Source organism: Sediminibacterium sp. FW305-C-269, from assembly GCF_058231045.1.
In genome coordinates this window covers 783,631-802,097 of record NZ_JBIQXQ010000001.1, presented here as the reverse complement: position 1 = coordinate 802,097, position 18,467 = coordinate 783,631, and the positions used below count along the sequence as shown (strand labels likewise).

At 41.7% G+C, this 18,467-nt stretch carries 11 protein-coding genes and 2 tRNA genes; 4 read left to right on the top strand and 9 right to left on the bottom strand.

Annotated elements, in window-relative coordinates; all coding sequences use genetic code 11:
• Positions 1-118: 118 nt before the first annotated feature.
• From ACH3Y6_RS03445 to ACH3Y6_RS03430, 4 genes are all read right to left on the bottom strand, one after another.
• Positions 119-235: a GIY-YIG nuclease family protein gene (locus ACH3Y6_RS03445; protein ID WP_490834586.1), complete on the bottom strand. Its 117-nt coding sequence runs from the start codon at positions 233-235 to the stop codon at positions 119-121.
• A gap of 47 nt (positions 236-282) precedes the next feature.
• Positions 283-359, bottom strand: a tRNA-Pro gene (locus ACH3Y6_RS03440).
• A gap of 154 nt (positions 360-513) precedes the next feature.
• Entirely contained in the window at positions 514-2,376 is a 1,863-nt protein-coding gene (locus tag ACH3Y6_RS03435; RefSeq protein WP_490834177.1) for a T9SS type B sorting domain-containing protein, read from the bottom strand.
• A 124-nt stretch (positions 2,377-2,500) separates the two neighbouring features.
• Complete coding sequence (locus tag ACH3Y6_RS03430; RefSeq protein ID WP_490834176.1) at positions 2,501-3,784, bottom strand: DEAD/DEAH box helicase; 1,284 nt, start codon at positions 3,782-3,784, stop codon at positions 2,501-2,503.
• Between the two features lie 256 nt (positions 3,785-4,040).
• Here ACH3Y6_RS03430 and ACH3Y6_RS03425 point away from each other — a divergent pair, with 256 nt between their 5' ends.
• The 4 genes from ACH3Y6_RS03425 to ACH3Y6_RS03410 all read left to right on the top strand — a co-directional run bounded on the left by ACH3Y6_RS03425 (position 4,041) and on the right by ACH3Y6_RS03410 (position 6,692).
• The gene (locus ACH3Y6_RS03425) at positions 4,041-4,763 is read left to right on the top strand and encodes a porin family protein (RefSeq protein ID WP_490834175.1); all 723 of its coding nucleotides are present in this window, start codon (positions 4,041-4,043) and stop codon (positions 4,761-4,763) included.
• Positions 4,764-4,909: 146 nt separating this feature from the next.
• Entirely contained in the window at positions 4,910-6,097 is a 1,188-nt protein-coding gene (gene hflX / locus ACH3Y6_RS03420) for a GTPase HflX (RefSeq protein ID WP_490834174.1), read from the top strand.
• A 111-nt stretch (positions 6,098-6,208) separates the two neighbouring features.
• Complete coding sequence (locus ACH3Y6_RS03415; protein WP_490834173.1) at positions 6,209-6,550, top strand: Rieske (2Fe-2S) protein; 342 nt, start codon at positions 6,209-6,211, stop codon at positions 6,548-6,550.
• A gap of 65 nt (positions 6,551-6,615) precedes the next feature.
• Positions 6,616-6,692, top strand: a tRNA-Asn gene (locus tag ACH3Y6_RS03410).
• A gap of 456 nt (positions 6,693-7,148) precedes the next feature.
• On the opposite strand, the gene ACH3Y6_RS03405 is transcribed toward ACH3Y6_RS03410, so the two are convergent.
• From ACH3Y6_RS03405 to ACH3Y6_RS03385, 5 genes are read right to left on the bottom strand one after another with little or no spacing between them, the layout of a single operon-like run.
• On the bottom strand, positions 7,149-10,778 hold the full coding sequence (locus ACH3Y6_RS03405; protein ID WP_490834172.1) for an ATP-dependent DNA helicase: 3,630 nt from the start codon (positions 10,776-10,778) through the stop codon (positions 7,149-7,151).
• Positions 10,779-10,797: 19 nt separating this feature from the next.
• Positions 10,798-13,794: a type I restriction endonuclease subunit R gene (locus ACH3Y6_RS03400; protein WP_490834171.1), complete on the bottom strand. Its 2,997-nt coding sequence runs from the start codon at positions 13,792-13,794 to the stop codon at positions 10,798-10,800.
• A gap of 2 nt (positions 13,795-13,796) precedes the next feature.
• Positions 13,797-15,341, bottom strand: coding sequence for a DNA recombination protein RmuC (locus tag ACH3Y6_RS03395; RefSeq protein WP_490834170.1), 1,545 nt, complete (start codon positions 15,339-15,341; stop codon positions 13,797-13,799).
• Entirely contained in the window at positions 15,341-16,678 is a 1,338-nt protein-coding gene (locus tag ACH3Y6_RS03390; RefSeq protein ID WP_490834169.1) for a restriction endonuclease subunit S, read from the bottom strand. The genes ACH3Y6_RS03395 and ACH3Y6_RS03390 overlap by 1 nt, the downstream gene beginning before the upstream one ends.
• Positions 16,675-18,459 carry a type I restriction-modification system subunit M gene (locus tag ACH3Y6_RS03385; protein ID WP_490834168.1) on the bottom strand — a complete coding sequence of 595 codons (1,785 nt, stop codon included), beginning with the start codon at positions 18,457-18,459 and terminating at the stop codon, positions 16,675-16,677. Before ACH3Y6_RS03385 ends, ACH3Y6_RS03390 begins: the two co-directional genes overlap by 4 nt.
• Positions 18,460-18,467: the final 8 nt, after the last annotated feature.

Here is an 18,467-nt window from a genome sequence, read left to right as displayed (position 1 = left end):
CCACTTCAGATTACATTAAGATCATGCAAATACCTGCCTGCCACCCTTGTTTCTTGATCTTTTTCTCCAATTCCATAGCAGATCTCCTATCATCTAAAACCTTACTCCACACAATATCTCAAGGCTGCTCTTTTTTAGTGTGTCCCGCCAACTCACTATTATGCTCAGCAAGCCTTTTTGCCAGATCATACGTCTGCCCAACATAAAACCGCATCGTTTTACGGCTCTGTAAGATCTATACGTAATAAGGCATAAGCTAAAAAAGCTCCAAAAAAGGAGCTTTGGTCGGGATGACTGGATTCGAACCAGCGACCTCTTCGTCCCGAACGAAGCGCGCTACCGGGCTGCGCTACATCCCGAATGGAATGCAAAAATAAATAAGTTCCGTAATTACTTTGATCGCTCCCGCCTGTACGGCTGAAAAAACCATTCTACAGGAGTGATCTGGCGGGTCAATACCTTGTAGCGTGTTTTTTAAACTGGAGTAGTCCGTTTTGCCTGGCAGTGATCCTGTTACCGGATAATGGTCACACTGCCCCCAATGGGTTTGATGGCGGTACTTAAGGTGATCACATAATAATAGGTACCCTGTGGCAGGTCACGGCCCCTGGCATCTTTCCCATCCCAGTCACGGGTATACCCGCTGGAGCGGAATACTGCGCGTCCATACCTGTCGAACACTTCCACCAGGCAGGAAGGGTACTGCTGCAGTGAAGGAATGCGCCACACATCATATACACCATCCTGGTTGGGTGAGAACACATTGGGCGGATTGATCGGCGGGTTAACGATGACCTGCACGGGCAATACCTGTGAGCAACCTTGCGCCGAAGTGCCTTTGATATAATACACACCGCTCGAGTCTGCCACAGAGCCCTGCAACGGACTCGTAAGCAGGGCATCGCGCCAGAAACTGTACTGGTAATCGGTGGACGCCTGTATGGTATTACGCAGGTCTACCTTTGTAGGTCTGATCACAGCCGGCGGATCTGCCACGGTAAATGCAGGCGCGGGATTAATCCGTACGTTCACTTTTTCCATGCTGTAGCAGCCTGTCTGATTGAATCCCTGTACATAATAGGTTCCCTGCTCAGTGATCGTTTGTGGTGCGGATACGCTGATAGTAGCTTCTGCATTTTTCCAGTACCGGAAATACAGGCCGGGATCACTTCCGGCGGTAACCAGGCGGATGGTAATATCGGCAGGTCCGGGATAACAGACCGGGGGTGGATCGGTGATCACCAGTTTTACCTTATCGGCTATCACCTGCACCGGTTTGCTATCTGTACAACCTGAGGCATTCTCTCCTTTGATATAATACAAACCCGTTGCTGCCTGTTTGGGCACCGGTACGAACTGCTGTAACGTATTGTCTGTATAATAGGAAAAGAACAGTCCGTTGCTGCTACCGGCCGTTACTGCTGCTGCTGTCAGGTCCACACCAGGTGAAGCGCAACCAGCAACAGAATCTTTTACCTGCAGCTGAAAAGGTTCACCTGCCAGCTCGATGGTGGTTCGCAGCGTATCCAGACATCCCAATCCCGGGTAGGGAACAATCTCCACTGCATATCCTGTTCCCGGTATGGCCGGAAATATCTTCAACAGGTTACCTGTTCCCAATTTCTGCGAAAAATCCGCATTGTACCAGTGATACTCTTTAAATCCATACGGCGCGGTAAGTGTCACCACATCGCGGTTCTCGCAAACCACACTTCCTGATAAGGGTGTGGTGCAGTTCTCGTTCACGTCCAGATAAGCATACCCGAAATGCGCGCCTGCCGCACAATCGTTGGTGGTGAATTCCAGGCGTAGTGTTTTACCCGCATAACCGAACAGGTTGATGGTGATGGGCGACCAGCTTTTATAAAACACATTCTCACCCTGCTTCGACAACTGGAAATCCGGCAGCTCGCCCGATGCCGTAAAATCAAAACCGGCACAATCCACATAATGATTATCAGTAACATTGAAGATTCGGGAGGTGAACCTGGGCTGCTGAAAATCCTGGTGCTCGGGATTCTGCAGCACTACCGCGTAATGGTATACGATGCTGTAATTATTCCTGGCGACAGGAATAGAAAAAGTATAACTCAGCCTTTCGGCCTGCGCATCGATGGAATCATTTCCCAAACGCATGGAATAACCACTGCCGTTGGGACAATTGACCGGGAATCCCCCATAAAAATCCTTGACCTGTTGATTACTGTTCTGAAGCAGCTTATGGCGTGAGGCAACGGGATTGGATTTGTTCAGCCCCAGTTTACCATCGGTGAATATCCTTCCCGTCCAGGTTTCCCAATAACTGAGATTGCCCATTTCAAATCCGATATTGGGCGCACAGCTGCCTTGTGCTTTTGCAGTAGGGGGTACCAGCAAAAAGAACAGGACTGCAAAAACAGATATGATATGCAGTTGTTTCTTCAGATGCCTTACCTGTTTAATCGTTGTTAACAGACAGGATATTATAAGCTTACAAATTATGTACCACAGAATGGCAATATCAGGTACGGGGTTTTCTTGCCCCCGGATGCCCACCATGTCCGTTGCGGCCACTTTGTTGCCTTGCGCCAGGTCTTCCGCCAGGACGTCCGCCCTGTCTTCTGGAACCTCCTCCGGAAGACCTGCTTTTACGGGGGTTATATTCAGGAGTGGGGCCGAATTGTTCTGGTACGGCGGCTTTGGTAACAGGACTACCTAACAGGTTCTCTATCTGGGCAAACTTATGCTGCTCGGCTTCTGTTACAAAAGTATAGGCAGTACCGGTACTGGCGGCACGGGCTGTACGGCCGATGCGGTGTACATAATCTTCCCCGTCATTAGGAACATCGTAATTGATGACCAGATCGATCTCTTCGATATCGATACCGCGGCTCAGGATATCGGTAGCTACGAGGATCTTTATTTTTTTATTCCTGAAATCCTGCAATACCTGTTCACGTGTATCCTGTTCCAGGTCTGAATGTATTTCTCCGATAGAGAATTTGGAACGTTTTAATTCGTTTGACAGCTGTTTTACATTGGATTTGCGGGAACAGAAAATGATCACACTCTGGAAATCCTTTCTGCGCAGGATATCTTTCACCAACGGGATCTTCTGTGGTTCATACAGGATGAACGCCTCCTGAACGATCTGCTCCGGCGGTTTGGAGATCGCAATGTTGATCTCCAGCGGGTGATGCAGGATCTTTCTTGCCAGTTCGCGCATCTTCATAGGCATGGTGGCGGAGAACAGCAGGTTCTGCCGCTGTTTGGGCAGGAAGGAGATGATCTTCATGATATCATCATGAAAACCCATGTCCAGCATGCGGTCTGCCTCATCCAGGATCAGGTATTTTACCGCTTCCATCCTTACATATCCCATATTCAGGTGTGCGATCATGCGGCCGGGGGTACAGATCACCATATCCACGCCACTCGACAATGCTTTTTTCTCCGTGGTAAAGCTGGTACCATCGCTACCGCCATATACGGCAATGGAACTTACATCGGTGAAATAAGAAAGTCCCTCCATGGTCTGGGCAATCTGCACTGCCAGCTCCCGGGTGGGTACAATGACAACTGCATTGATCAGGTGCGCTTCGTGCGGTTCTGTAATGATCTTATTGATGACGGGCAGCAGGAAAGCAGCGGTTTTTCCCGTACCGGTCTGTGCTGAGGCAATAATGTCTTTCCCCTGTAAAATAGGAACGATCACCTGCTCCTGAACCGGAGTGGCGTTTTCGTAACCCATTGAGTCGATCCCTTCCAGTAATCTTTCGTCGAGGCCAAATTCTGTAAACTTCAAAGCGGATTCAAATATTTAAAGTGATGATTTTTGTAAAGATAGGCTGTTACAAAGGATATCGGGCCCGCTGTTTGCAGTGAGTCTTTTATTCTACCACCGTTTGCCCGTATTTTACGCACAGATAGGCCCATTTTAGCCCAAAATAGGTGTATCTGCTATCGGCAAACGGGTTTTGACTAATTTTTAACCACTGGTATGCAGTCATTTCTGTTATTTTTGCGCCCTACCAGCAATTATTTGCAATTAACTATCTGAAATGAAAAAAACACTACTCGTCCTGTTAAGCCTTTCCGCTTCTTTACTGGCTTTGTCGCAATCTACCGATATCAAGAAAAAATTGGACCTCAGTAACCGTGCTGCCGATCATTTTATGATCCAGTACGGAGCAGATAGCTGGACCAACCGGCCGGACAGTGTTCGCACCGGCGGCTTCAGCAGGCATTTCAATATCTATTTCATGATCGACAAACCTTTCAAGACCAACCCTAAGTTCAGTATTGCTTATGGTATCGGTATCGGAAGCAGTAATATGTTCTTCAAGAACACCAAGGTGGATGTGAAAGCCAACTCCACAAAATTGCCATTCACCAATGTGGACAGTGTCAATCATTTCAGTAAATTCAAAGTGACCAATATTTACGCCGAACTGCCCGTAGAACTACGTTATTTCTCCAATCCCGAGAATCCCGGCAAATCCTGGAAGGCAGCGTTGGGTGTAAAAGTGGGAACCCTTTTAAAGACATACAGTAAGGGTAAGAACCTGGTGACCAAGAGTGGCGCCTCTGTATACGGAAACGGTTATATCGAAAAAGAAAGCAGCAAACGTTTCTTCAACGGAACCATGCTGGCTGTTACCGGCCGTATCGGTTATGGCATCATTTCACTGGATGCCGGTTACCAGTTCAACAGCGTATTGAAGGACGGAGCAGGACCCAGCATGAATAAATTCTCACTGGGCATTACGTTCAGCGGACTGTAGGTTGTGAGGTGTGAGTGGGAAGTAATATCTGGAAAATCGTGAATAGGGCAGCCCTATTCACGATTTTTTATTTCCCCCCACTCACTCACTACTGACCACTCACGATTCACGCCATCATTGATTACCTTCGCCTAAATTATCACCCCTTGATCGAGAAAAAGAAAGCGATACAGAATGAAGAGAAGACCGTGTTGGTGGGATTGATCCAGAAAGACCAGACGGAAGAACAGGTAACCGAATACCTGGATGAACTGGCATTTTTGTCAGAGACCGCCGGCGCCATAGCCGTAAAACGCTTTACCCAGAAACTGCCTCATCCTGATAGCCGTACATTTGTGGGAAAGGGTAAACTGGAAGAGATCAAGGATTATGTACGGGGTAGGGATATCCATCTCGTGATCTTTGACGATGAGCTCACCGGCTCCCAGATCTCCAATATTGAAAAGGAACTGGCCGTGAAGACCATTGACCGAAGTGACCTGATCCTCGACATTTTTGCCAGTCGCGCCCGCACCGCCCAGGCAAAAGTACAGGTAGAACTAGCTCAGTATCAATATCTTTTGCCCCGTTTAAAAGGTATGTGGAAACACCTGGAAAGACAGGGAGGCGGTATTGGTACCCGGGGTCCGGGGGAGACAGAGATCGAGACCGACCGTCGTATCGTAAAGGATAAGATCGCTTTATTGCGCAAACGCCTGGCCGAAATAGACAAACAGGCATTCACCCAGCGCAAAGAACGTGGCGAACTGATCCGTGTGGCCCTGGTAGGATACACCAACGTAGGCAAAAGCACCCTGATGAACCTGCTGAGCAAGAGCGAGGTATTTGCCGAGAACAAACTGTTCGCCACCCTGGATACCACTACCCGGAAAGTGGTATTCGAGAATACACCGTTCCTGCTGAGTGATACGGTGGGTTTTATCCGCAAACTTCCGCACCACCTGGTAGAGAGTTTCAAAAGTACGCTGGATGAAGTGCGTGAAGCAGATATATTACTGCACGTGGTAGACATTTCGCACCCGCAGTACGAAGAACAGATCGGCGTGGTGAACAAGACCCTGCAGGAGCTGAAAGCGTTTGAAAAGCCCATCCTCACCATCTTCAACAAGATGGACCTGTACACCAAGAACAATTTTGACGAGTGGCTGGATGAAAGCGTACAACAGGAGATCCTCCGCGAACTGAAAGAAAAATGGGACGAGGCCACCAATAACAACTGCGTATTCGTATCGGCCCAGGAAAGGAACAATATTGACGCGCTGAGAGAGATGATCCTGAATAAAGTGAGGGATATGTATCAGGTTCGATATCCGTATAGAACAGTACATTACTAGATTTCAATTTGAAAATTTGAAAATGGGCTTATTTGCTAATGAAGCAGGATACCCTGTACATCCGTTTTCTCATTTTCAAATTCTCAAATCACCTAATTCTCAAATTAACCCATGGTCTGGCACAAAATAGCCGAAAGCGAAGCGGAACTACCCTGGCAGGACAACCAATTATGCCTGGTAGAAGCCGGAGGTAAAACAGTGACATTGGCCAAACATAACGGACAGCTGTTCAGTTGTGCCCATAAATGCCCACATGCCAGCGGGATCATGGCCGATGGTTATATCAATGCCGCCGGGCAGATCACCTGCCCCCTGCATCGCTACCGGTTTGACCTGAAAAATGGTCGTAATACCAGCGGCGAGGGCTATTTCTTAAAGACCTACCCCGTAGAGACCCGTCCCGACGGGATCTATATAGGGTTGGAAGACAAGGGATTTTGGAGTTTATTGTAAATTTTCAGCCACAGATTTTGCCGGAATACATTTTTCCCTATTTTTGCAACCCCATAGCGGGAAATTCCTCCTTAGCTCAGTTGGTTAGAGCATCTGACTGTTAATCAGAGGGTCTCTGGTTCAAGTCCAGAAGGGGGAGCCAATACTGATAAGGGTTTCATGAAAATGAGACCCTTTTTTATTTTATGACTCCGACACAATTCCTATTTTATTACCCGAATTAACATCCCCCTCTCGTGGATATTAAAAAAGACCTGAATTGCCATTTTCAGCTCTTATGATCGATAAAAGATGATTTGAATGCATGGCAACAAATATTCACAATCCCCTTCAGCAATTCTATGTCGGCTATCATCCGTTTGATTTCTTTGCATACCCATAACGGGATGTAAAGGAAATTTGTTTTATTTATAGAGATGGAAGGTTCTGTTATTACAGTGGATTAACAGATCAACTAATGATTAATTTAGCTAACAAAAGAATATTTAGGCAATTAATTAGTTGTTTGAAAGTCTCGCTAATTTCAGGGGGACTACTGGCTTACCTGATTATGGAAAAATAATACTATTTTAAAAGTATTTCTTACGACTTAACCCATTTAGTCTATTGAAATATTAAATGTGTTCTGTAAGATTTCTTTAATCTGCGTTGTTTGGTCAGGACCTTCATAAGTCACTAATAATTGACCCGGAAAATGTTCAGCGTACCATTTCTGCTTTGTTTCCCAATGGCTTTTGTATTCTGGCAAGTCTAAGCGGCCAACATGCTCCCAGAAATATTCAGTTCCCCGCCAACGGATAGTAAAATCGGGGAGGTACATAGAACCATTGGGTGCAAACTTTGGTACTTCGTATTCAAATGGTATATTTTTCAATTGCAGAATATTTGCGATGTTCATCTCGGATTTAGACCGAACAAAATATTTTGAGAGTGTTGCAATTACCTTTTGGTCTTCATACCAATTGGATGATAAGGCAAAAAGCAAGTCTGGTAATGGTTCAAATTCAAATATGGATGAATTGATTTTGCGGATGTTTGACTTTTCAATCTTGCTCAATTCAATAAAGGTGGTTACATCCTCTTGAGCAAAAATGGCAAGATGCTTCTGAGCCCTTGTTACTGCTGTGTAAAGCAATTCCATTGACATTAACGGACTGCTTTTCTTTGGCAGAATGAAGTATACCCTGTTAAATTCACTACCCTGTGCTTTATGTACGGAGATAACGTAACCTAACTCAATATTTTCCTCAACAGGTTCATTGAACATGACTTTACCATAGTCATCTTTTCTGAAACCATAATTGATGTTGTAATCACTACGCCTATCGAACTTTACCTGAAAATTCTTTAATCTGAAAAATGGAGAACCAGCTTTGGATTTATCGAATGGATGAGGATTTACAAAACCAATCTCGCCATTGTAAATATCAATTTTTACATTCTTTCTGTCATTCCAGCTAAAAGCACTGATAGGATTTGATTTTGGACGATTCCTAAACTGAATAACTTTATCGTATAATGCAACCCCGTCAAGCTGTCCTTTTTTAGCCTGATAGCCATTAAGCAGTTCCTGAAAGAAAGTATTCAAATAATCTGTACCGTAAAACTCACCTCTGAATGGTGATAATATTTGCAAATAGGTAGGGTCGGGGTAATCATTGGTAAGCCTGATTGCTTTACACCAAATGTTATAAAATTTACCAGCTTCAGCTTCCTCACCTGTTTCTGCTTCCAAGTCTTTAATGATGATTGATTTAAGCATTAGCTCCAAATCATCCATGTCTTTCCAGTAATGTACTGAAAGGTCTTTGTCAATGACTCCGCCTTGCTGAACTTTTTTAAGTATCTGCTCCTGCTTTGCTTTATCAAATTGTTCTTCTGATTGTTTTTCCTGAATGAATATTTCTGCTAACTCCAGAATGCCGTTACCATCGCCTTTGGCTTTGTTTTCTAATTGGCGAACATTTATATCCAGCTTACCCAAATTATCGTTACTTGATTTTTTCATCCATTCAATTACATCAGAAAATACTTTCCCTCGGCCAATAGGCGGTAACTGATTTGGATCACCTACTAAAATCAAACGCTGCACACTATTCCAATTTATACTTCTAAATAAGGTGGCGAAAAGGGATAAATCAATCATTGAACATTCATCAATGATTAATGTGGTGATGGAACCGTCTACTTTACCGCCCTTACGTTTAAAGGTGAAGTTCTCATTAAGCCATGCCCTATTGGGATTTGCCAAAAAGGAATGTATGGTAGAAGCTGTTTTGCCAGTCTTTTCTTTTATCCGTTCTGAAGCCTTTCCTGTTGGTGCTAAGAGTATTATACCTGTCCCTGGACCGTGAGCTTTTTCAATACTCTTAATGATGGATTTGAGAATAGTTGTTTTACCTGTCCCGGCTGCACCTGCAATTACACAAACAGGCTTGGTAAATACCTTTTGACAAACCTTTGCCTGACCTCGCAAAGCTGCTTCATATTGTTCTGGTGCTTTATTATTTAACGGACTGTTGGAATCTTTAAGCAGGTTGAAAAAAGTATCATCGGTAATTTCAACTTTCAATGGAATGTTTGCCCGTTGCTGTAATTCATTCATTACGGACTCAATCAGCCGTTCATCTTCATATACTTCATTCAGGTATAGATAATTTTCATCATTATACTTTCTGAACTTCACCGATTTTTCAATAAAGTCAACATCTACATCAAAGTATTTGGGTGTGAACTGGTGGTTTTTCCAATCAGGCAGGTAGCTAAGTTTATTATTGATATGGAATAGAACTTTTGTTTGTGATACAAAAGAATGTACTGTTTCCCTTTTCAAAACATCTACACACAATGCCCTAAATCTTTCTGCTGCGTTTTTTGGATGCAGACTTTCAATGCCTAAATCAGGATTAGGAATTATGCCATGATCTATTGAGTGAAATGAAATAATATCATCCACATCATCACCAACATATTGCTCACAAAGCAGGTAAGGATTTTCAATGATTTTCTTTAGCGAAGCATGAATACTGTTTTGCTCTCTTTTTACCGAAAGTATATTGGCAATCTGTGTACCTGTTAAAGCAAACCTTGTTAGGCGTTCTAAAAGAATTTCCTTTTCTTCTTCCTCCATCAACTGCCAATTACGCTTTACCTCTTTCAGCCTTACAGCATCAATGGTAATACCTGGAATATCTTTGGCAGCACCGGTAAGGAAATCTTTGATGTTATTGTAGGCAAGCTTATCATGCCCTTTTGCAACCTGTTTTTTGTAATAGTCAATTGCTTCATAAAAATCAATTTGAGCCAATACTTCCGGCAAGCCCGGATATGCACCCCTTTTTTTCCATAACTCAGTAAACAGCGATAGTAGCCATTTTCTTCTTTCTTCCCAGTTCTGTGAATCATCACCAATTTCAATCAGGTAGGTAACAATTTCAATAAACCGTTCCACCAATGCCAATGAATCATCATCAGAAACTGGCCGTGTGGCATATTTGAAATTTCGCTCATAATCCGGGACCAGTAAAATCCTATCCAACACGTCCGGCCTATCCATGTACTTGTGATAAGGTATTGCAAAGCCTTCATCAGGATAGTTGGATGTGACAGGCATCTGCCAAACAAAACCACCTGCATACTTGGCCTTCATTTCATCGGAAACTCCCTCGTAGAAATGGATCTTACCGACTTTCTTTAGTCTTGACAAACCTACAATCACATATTTCGGGCTTTCATCTTCGCTAAATGGATTGCTGTAATTAGCATAATAAAACAGCAATGATTGACCTTCTTTTAAATCAGCGAAATAATCTTTTGCATTTTGTAACCGGGTATCATAATCGTATTTCTGACCTGTGCCAGCTTCCCGAACTACATCTTCTGAATACATGCCTTCGTAATTCCAAATACACACTGTGGATTCAGGAATATCAAGGATGGCAGGTTTAGCTTCTTTATTAAACCATGCAGGTGGATTTATTTTTGCTTTTGTTTTTTCGCCACCAAATGCATTGATGCTAAAACCACATGCCGGAATGCCAGAAGTAAGTGAACCGCAAGGCTTACCTTTTACATCGGGTTGCATTTCCCAATCCAAATCTCTTGCACCTTTTATGTAATCCCCGGGATAGGAATGTCTGCCTATGCAATAGGTGTTTTTTTCGGGCTCATCGCAGATGTGACCGTTCCAACCGTTATTGTGCCATGCTAAGCGAATTGTTATGTGCATAAAGTGTTTGATTGGTTCTTTATTTCATTATACCTCTTACCCTTTGGTCATAAATATCGTTGAACCAAAGACGCTTGAACATCAGATTCACCTTATCTTCTGAAAGCTTATTATAAAGCTCCAGTTTGGTGTTAATAAAATTCAACAACTCATTATCAATTTCCTCGTTGAATTTATCCTGAATATTGTCTTTGCTGTTCTTTGTATTGAAGAAGCTCATCAGTTCATCATTTGCATAAATATTTTTACGCATTCTCTCAAACTCTACCTTGTCTTCTTCTTTTAAATCCAAACCGTATGTCTCGTTCAAGACTTTTATAATTTTAGTTAGCCATTCTAACTCCTCATCCTCCTTCTTTCCATCACCGCCTGGAGTCATCCCCTGCATGGCTGTATTTTGACTTTGTAATGCTAAGTCAGTAGTAAACTGATGTTGCAGCTTGTAACTATCCAAATCAATCTCTTCCAGAACTTCGATTGGAAGGGCATTTGGACTTGCAGGGAGTTTCTTGAACAGGTCAGATAAGAAAACATAATACTTTTCCAACTGAACATCGGTAAAAGTGATTATCTGTGACAAGAAGCGATATAAACGAACGAAATTCTTGATGTTTGCCTTGAATGAGATTTTCTGATCTTCATCTAATTCCGAGTTGTATCTTTTTACAACTTCGTTTAATATGGGCTGCAACTTTTCCTTGTGATCACCTTTTGTAAAGAACAGCTTAGCGTAGGCTTCAATATCATTTTGATGGATAACATGGAATGCCTCAATTTTTTGCTGCACATCATAAAGGCTATTCGGGTCTGTTTGGTCATCTAATTCCATGTAGTTGCTACCGTAATACATCTGGAAATCTTCCTGCACTTTTTCCGGGTCATTTACAAAATCTAAAACCATTGTTGTATCCTTACCCGGTGCAGTCCTGTTTAACCTGCTCAGCGTTTGTACCGTGCTCGTACCACCCAATTTCTTATCAACAAACATTGTATGCAGCAAGGGCTCGTCAAAGCCGGTTTGATACATATTGGCTACAATCAGTATCCTGTACTGAGGCAGCTTCAATGCATCCGGTATCTCGATTTTACCACCAAGATTATTCATGTTTTCCTTTGTATAATCTTGCCCGGTTTCTGCATCTGTTACCGTTCCACTAAATGCCACTAATGCACCGTATGGCAATTTCATTTCTCTCATGATGTCATCAAACTTTCGTTTAAAACGAACAGCATGAAGTCTTGAACGAGTAACCAACATAGCCCTGGCCTTGCCTTGGATTTCATTTTGCGTTTGTGACACAAAATGTTCAATCATGATTCTTGCTTTCTTCTCAATGGCATGGTCTTGCAAATCAACGTAAGAAGAAAGAAGTCTTACAGTCTTCTTCTTTTCGTATTCTTTATCGGCAATTTCGGTACGCTTTATTAGCTTATAGTACCTCTTCCAACTCATGTAGTTTTTCAGTACATCCTTGATAAAGCCTTCTTTGATGGCCTGCTCCATCGTATAGAGATCAAATGCTTCTTTCTGGCCGTTTCTGGTTGTACCAAACAGTTCTAATGTTTTTGGCTTGGGTGTAGCTGTGAAAGCAAAAAAGGAGATATTGGCCTGATCACCTTTTTTCTTTATTTCTTCTGCAATCAAATCGTCAAGGTCTTTTTCTTCACCATCTGCCGTCTCTGCTTCTTCCAATGATAACGCCTTTCTCAAATGCCTTGCGGATTCACCTGCTTGTGAGCTGTGAGCCTCGTCAATGATTACTGCGTATGTCTTGTCTCTATTCTGAGCAATTACATCAGAAATGACAGGAAACTTTTGAAGTGTTGTAACAATAACTCTTTTGCCCTTCTCAATTGCATTCTTTAAATCCTGACCTGTTTTATTCTTGTCAATATATTCTACCGTTCCGGGCATTTGTTCAAATTGCCTGATGTTATCCTGAATTTGTTTATCCAGAACACGCCTGTCTGTAACTACAATAACGCTATTGTATAGTGCCTTTTCATCATCAGGATGCTGATAGAAATCGGATAAACGGTGAGCTAACCAGGAAATCGTATTTGATTTTCCCGAACCTGCTGAGTGCTGAATCAGATATTTGTTTCCAACACCGTCTTTTCGCACTGCTTCCAATAAATTTTGTACTGCTCTTCGTTGATGAAAGCGGGGGAATATCAGAACCGGTTTTTCTTTCTCTCTAAGAGCTTTTGTTTGATTGTCGTAGTATTTCTCCTTGTTAATTTGAAGGTTAATATAGTTCTGTATCAGGTCAAGCAGGGAATCTTTTCTTAAAACATCTTTCCATAGATACGAAGTTGCATAGTCATTATCATCCTGATTAACTAACGCTTTATTGAATGGTAAAAAGTAGGTACTCCTGCCTTTCAATTCAGTACACATACTTACCTGCTCTGTACTTACAGCAAAATGAACCAAGCATCTCTTAAATTCTAATAGTTGCTCTTTGGGGTCTCTGTCCTGAATGTATTGCTTGATAGCATTGTGCAAATATTGACCTGTCAAGGCGTTCTTCAATTCCATAGTAACAACAGGCAGGCCATTCACAAAAAGAACGATGTCGATAGATTTCTCATTCTTCTTTGAGTATTTCAATTGGCGGATTACGGTGAGCCTATTTTTCAAATAGCCCTCCATGTGCTCAGGGGTTTTGCTATGGGAGGGCTTAAAGTAAACAAGGTCTAAATATTGGCCTCTGTCTTTTACTTTTTCCCGCAGCACCTGTAGTGTCTTCAGCTTGCTTTTATTGATATTATCAGCAACCAGTTCAACAATTTTAGCATCGGCATTTGGACCATATTGAGTACACAAAGCATCATACTTTTTAGGCTGCGTCTCCTTTATGAAGCCAATTAAATCTTCCGGGATGAGGCACAGTTCCTTATCATAACAGGAATTGTCTTTCTCTGTATATTCAGGAAATTCGGGCTGAGCAACTCTTGTAAGATACTTTACAATATGCTCCTCAAAATGTAATTCTTTCGTTCCTTCTGCCATAATTATTCATTGGTTTGCTCCGGCAACTCATTACCAAAAGCAGTATTTACAATTTCCTTCGGAAGTTCTTTTTTGGTTTTTAAACCCAATGCCTTGAGTTTGGTAGCTTGTAATACCAAATTATCATTTCCGGTACTAAGCTGCTTATAGGCTTCCGTATATTTGCCCTGCGCCTTGTCCAAATGTTCACCTACATCTTCCAGATTGGCGACAAAACCAACAAACTTGTCGTACAACTTTGCACCACGTTCGGCAATTTCAAGGGCATTCTGGTTTTGATACTCCCTCTTCCACAAGTCAACAATCAACTTTAATGAAGTGATCAAGTTGGTTGGGCTAAGCAACAAGATTCGCTTATCGTATGCAAAATTCCATAAGTCAGGATCACCTTGTAAAGCTGCTATGTAGGCAGGTTCACTCGGAACAAACATCATTACAAAATCCAATGCTTTATCATAATCATCATAGCCTTTGGCACTTAAAGCCACAATATGCGATTTTACAGCTGCCACATGGGCCGCTAATTCCTGCTTTTGTTCTTCCGCATCAGTAGATGCAATCAACCTTGTAAACGCATTTAATGACACTTTAGAATCAATGATGACGCTTCTGTTATCAGGGTACTTGATAACTGCATCGGGTCTCATTTTCTTGCCCTCAGAATCAGACTTTAGTGGGTTGCCGTTTGCATCCAATAACTCATGCTCCATGAAATATTCTCTATCTTTCACTAAGCCTGACTTTTCCAAAATACTTTCCAGAATCATTTCACCCCAACGCCCCTGCGTTTTTGCTTCGCCTTTTAGTGCCTTTGTAAGATTATGGGCTTCTTCACTGATTACTTTATTCAGCTGTGCCAGCTCTTTTACCTTTTCTCCCAATGAAAACCGCTCTTTGGATTCCTTGTCATACACTTCCTCCACCTTGGTTTTAAACTCAGTTATGTTTTTACCCAAAGGTTCCAAAATGGTTTTGAGGTTTGTCTTGTTCAGTTCGGTGAATTTTTCTGTTTTGGTATCCAGTATTTTGTTGGCAATATTTTCAAATTCAGTATTGAATTTCTTGCCTAACGCTTCTATTTCTTCCTTCTGTGTTTGCAACTTCTCATTCAATGCCTCATTTGTTGCTTTGGATGTAGCCAAAGCCTGATTTGTATCAGAAAGTTCCTTTTTAGCAGCCTTCAAATCTTCTGTAATTGCCTCTATCGCTTTGTTTTTATCCAGGACGGTTTGATTGGCCGCCCTTAGGTCAGCATTAGCAGTAGATACCTGGCTATTCAGCGTTGAAAGTTCCTTTGCAGTTGCTTCGATGGTTTGCTTTAAACCGGCAATCTCAACAGCTTTTGCATCAAGATTATCTGCTGCGGTTTTTAACTGCAAAGAGGCGGTTGCTTTATAGCCAACAAATTCCTTTTCTAATTCGGTGTATTTAAGCTGTGCAGCATCTTTTTCTGCTTGAATAGCTGAAGCTGTTTTTGACTTAGCTAAAAGCCAGCCTACAACTGCACCGATTAATACGCCAATTGCTATGTTTAAAATGATTTCCATTATGCTGCTTGTTTATTATTGGGTTGCCAATCTCTAACATCGATTTTACCCGTTACTGCCTCGGCTATCATTGATTGACGATACTCTTTTAATTTATCGATTTGAATCGTATTAAGATTCTCCAATTCATAAAATTGCTTGAGAGAAGATTGAACTTTACTTAATATTTCTTGCTGCTCAGCTAATGAAGGAAGAGGTATTGTAAATTCCTTAATTGCTTCAAAAGTCAATCCTTCACGATTACCGCCTGTGGTACCAAGTTTAATTTGAACTTGACCAATATTTGACTGCAATACAAGATTTAGATACTCAGGTAAAATTCTCTGTGTAGGTCGGATAATACATACATGCTGGTTAACATTCATTTCATCATGTATTTCAACTACGCAACACCTCCCTATTGAAGCTCCTGTAATATTCAGGAGTACGTCTTTATACTTCACTTTAGACCCACTCATTTTCTCATGAGTGTCATAATCAATTTTCACAACATCATCTAAGCGTAAACCATCAAAATGAACGTTTTGGCTTCTGATAAATATTACACCTTCTTCGGTATAAACTTCTGCACCACCTTTTGGGGTAACACCACTGCCTACTTTTGTGTTTAGATGTCTAATTTGAACAAGATTCCATGTTTGTGGAATCTCACCTAACCAATCAATATTACTTTCCTTCATTTTCGCACTGGGGTTAAGTCCACATGTTACTGCTTCATTAACAACGGCCTGTCTCTTCTCCTTCAGCAATTCTATCAACCTTTCCTTTTGCAGGATAAGCTGGTCAATGATAGAAGTTTGATGATCTAAATATTGGGCAATTTTAACCTGTTCAGCTTTTGGAGGAATTGGTAAACGACTATTTTTTATAACCTCCTGGTTGAATATTTTAGCACCATAAATATTCTCATTCGCATTATGAATTAAAATTGAAGGAAGACAATAATAATAGTATGAGAGTTCCAAATTCTCATCTGGCAAAATGCTGAAAATGGCTTCGTTCGTAAAAATATCTTTACCGGCAAAAGCAACTTTTCCAACGCTTAGTTTAAAACTATATAATAATGAACCAGCTGGAACAATTTCTTTAGAATAAACCTCTATAGCCTTTTTACTAATCTTATTCCTTGAATCAAATACATATTTACTATCCATGTCGGAAATAGTTACCCAATCAAAGCCGTTTTCTGGATCATAAAATTCATCGTTTGATGTAGGTGGGGTAAATCCAACCTTGAATTTAAAACAGTGCTTTACAGCCCCAACTTTCCAATGCTGCGGCACTTCACCAATCCACTGCAGGTTGCTATCTTTATATTTTTGATATTTCTCACTCATCCCAATAATTCTTTTATAAGGTCAGTAATGCCTTTTTGGTCTTTTTTCCCAAACTCCAATGCCTCAATTTCTTCTTTGATTTCAATTGATGGCCTGAGGCCTTTATACTCATAGAAGTATTTGGTAAAATTTATTTCATAACCAATACGGGTTTTATCAAAGTCAATCCAGGCATCGGGCACATGAGGCAATACTTCGTTTTGAAAGTACACTTCGATGTCTTCGCTTAAAGGGATGTTTTCTTTATCTCTCTTTTTACTATCGGCCTTTATATTTCCTTTTCTATCTACAACTGGTTTACCTCTTTCGTCATACTCAGGTTGCTCAACTGTTATCTGGTAATAACCAAAATCATCGTTATTGAAAATCTTGCAATACTTACCTTCTTCAAAATTGGCATATAGCTCCACCAGTTTTTCTATATGAAAACTCTCAATCTTGTTTCTTTTATTGCCCAAGCTGCGTTTTTCAGGACGGCAAAAGCCTTCTATGCCAGCGGCTTTATCTTCCGGTACATTAGCATTAATCAACTGCACTTTGCTTTTACGGTGCTTAGGCTTATTGTTATTCAAAAACCAGATATAGGTATTGATACCTGTGTTATAAAACAGGTCTTTCGGCAAGGCAATGATGCAATCGAGCCAATCGTTGCTGATAATCCATTTGCGAATATCACTTTCACCCCCACCTGCATTACCTGTAAATAAAGGAGAGCCGTTTGTAACTACAGCAATCTTACTTCCTTCTCTTTCCATTTTGCTAATCATGTGTTGAAGGAATAGTAACTGACCATCACTTGTACCCGGCAAGCCCGCATAAAACCTACCGGCAGGGTTGGCACTTTCGTTTTGTATGAATTGAGCATCCTTGCTCCAGGTTACACCATAAGGAGGGTTGGCAAACATGTAGTGAAAATGCTTATCTGGGAAACGGTCCTCCGTAAAAGTGTTTCCATGACGTATGTTGTCAGCATTTTCACCAGTGATTAATGCTTCCGATTTAGCAATAGCATAAGATTGCTCGTTGATTTCCTGACCGTATGTTTTTATCTCCGGCTTGGTCTTACTATCGGCTAACAATTCGTCCAGCACATAATTTTTTGCCAGATTAATCATTCCGCCTGTACCCAAAGTGGGATCGTAAATGGTACGAATAATGCCGGGCTGTGACAGAATATCTTTCTCGGTACTGAACACAATCTTTACCATCAACTCAATCACGTCACGAGGTGTAAAGTGCTCACCCGCTGTTTCGTTGCTTTGTTCGTTCGATATACGAATGAGTTCTTCAAATATGTAACCCATATTGTGGTTATCCACTTTGCTGGTATGCAAATCCACCTGGGATATGGCATCAATCATTTGATAAAGCAGCTTATTCTTTACCAGCCTTGCAATCACTTTGTCAAACTGAAAATTGTCGATAATATCTCTGACCTCTTTATTAAAGCCATTGAGGTAATTGTTGAAATCAATCTCAACGGTTTTAGGATTCTCCTTCAGGGTTTCTAAGGTGTGCTTTGAAGTATTGTAGAACTGTAAGCCACCGGCAGCCTTGCGAAGGATGGGGTCGAGCTTTTCTTCGCTAACCTTATCTTTAAAGTTCTCGTAAGCGGCCCTTACTTTGCTATTTACCGGGTCGAGGATACAGTCTAACCTGCGTATTACCACAAAAGGTAATAGCACATCGCCAATTTCATTCTTCCTGAAAGTATTCCATAGAACCTTATCGGTGATTTGGAATATGAATCCTACAACTTCTTTTATATTATTGGTAGCCATGTTATTTT

What these genes read in the sequence shown, in the direction of transcription:
- ACH3Y6_RS03390 (WP_490834169.1), bottom strand. Translation starts at nt 16,678, where the DNA reads ATGAGTGAGAAATATCAAAAATATAAAGATAGCAACCTGCAGTGGATT.
- ACH3Y6_RS03395 (WP_490834170.1), bottom strand. Translation starts at nt 15,341, where the DNA reads ATGGAAATCATTTTAAACATAGCAATTGGCGTATTAATCGGTGCAGTT.
- ACH3Y6_RS03425 (WP_490834175.1), top strand. Translation starts at nt 4,041, where the DNA reads ATGAAAAAAACACTACTCGTCCTGTTAAGCCTTTCCGCTTCTTTACTG.
- ACH3Y6_RS03415 (WP_490834173.1), top strand. Translation starts at nt 6,209, where the DNA reads ATGGTCTGGCACAAAATAGCCGAAAGCGAAGCGGAACTACCCTGGCAG.
- ACH3Y6_RS03405 (WP_490834172.1), bottom strand. Translation starts at nt 10,778, where the DNA reads ATGCACATAACAATTCGCTTAGCATGGCACAATAACGGTTGGAACGGT.
- ACH3Y6_RS03400 (WP_490834171.1), bottom strand. Translation starts at nt 13,794, where the DNA reads ATGGCAGAAGGAACGAAAGAATTACATTTTGAGGAGCATATTGTAAAG.
- ACH3Y6_RS03385 (WP_490834168.1), bottom strand. Translation starts at nt 18,459, where the DNA reads ATGGCTACCAATAATATAAAAGAAGTTGTAGGATTCATATTCCAAATC.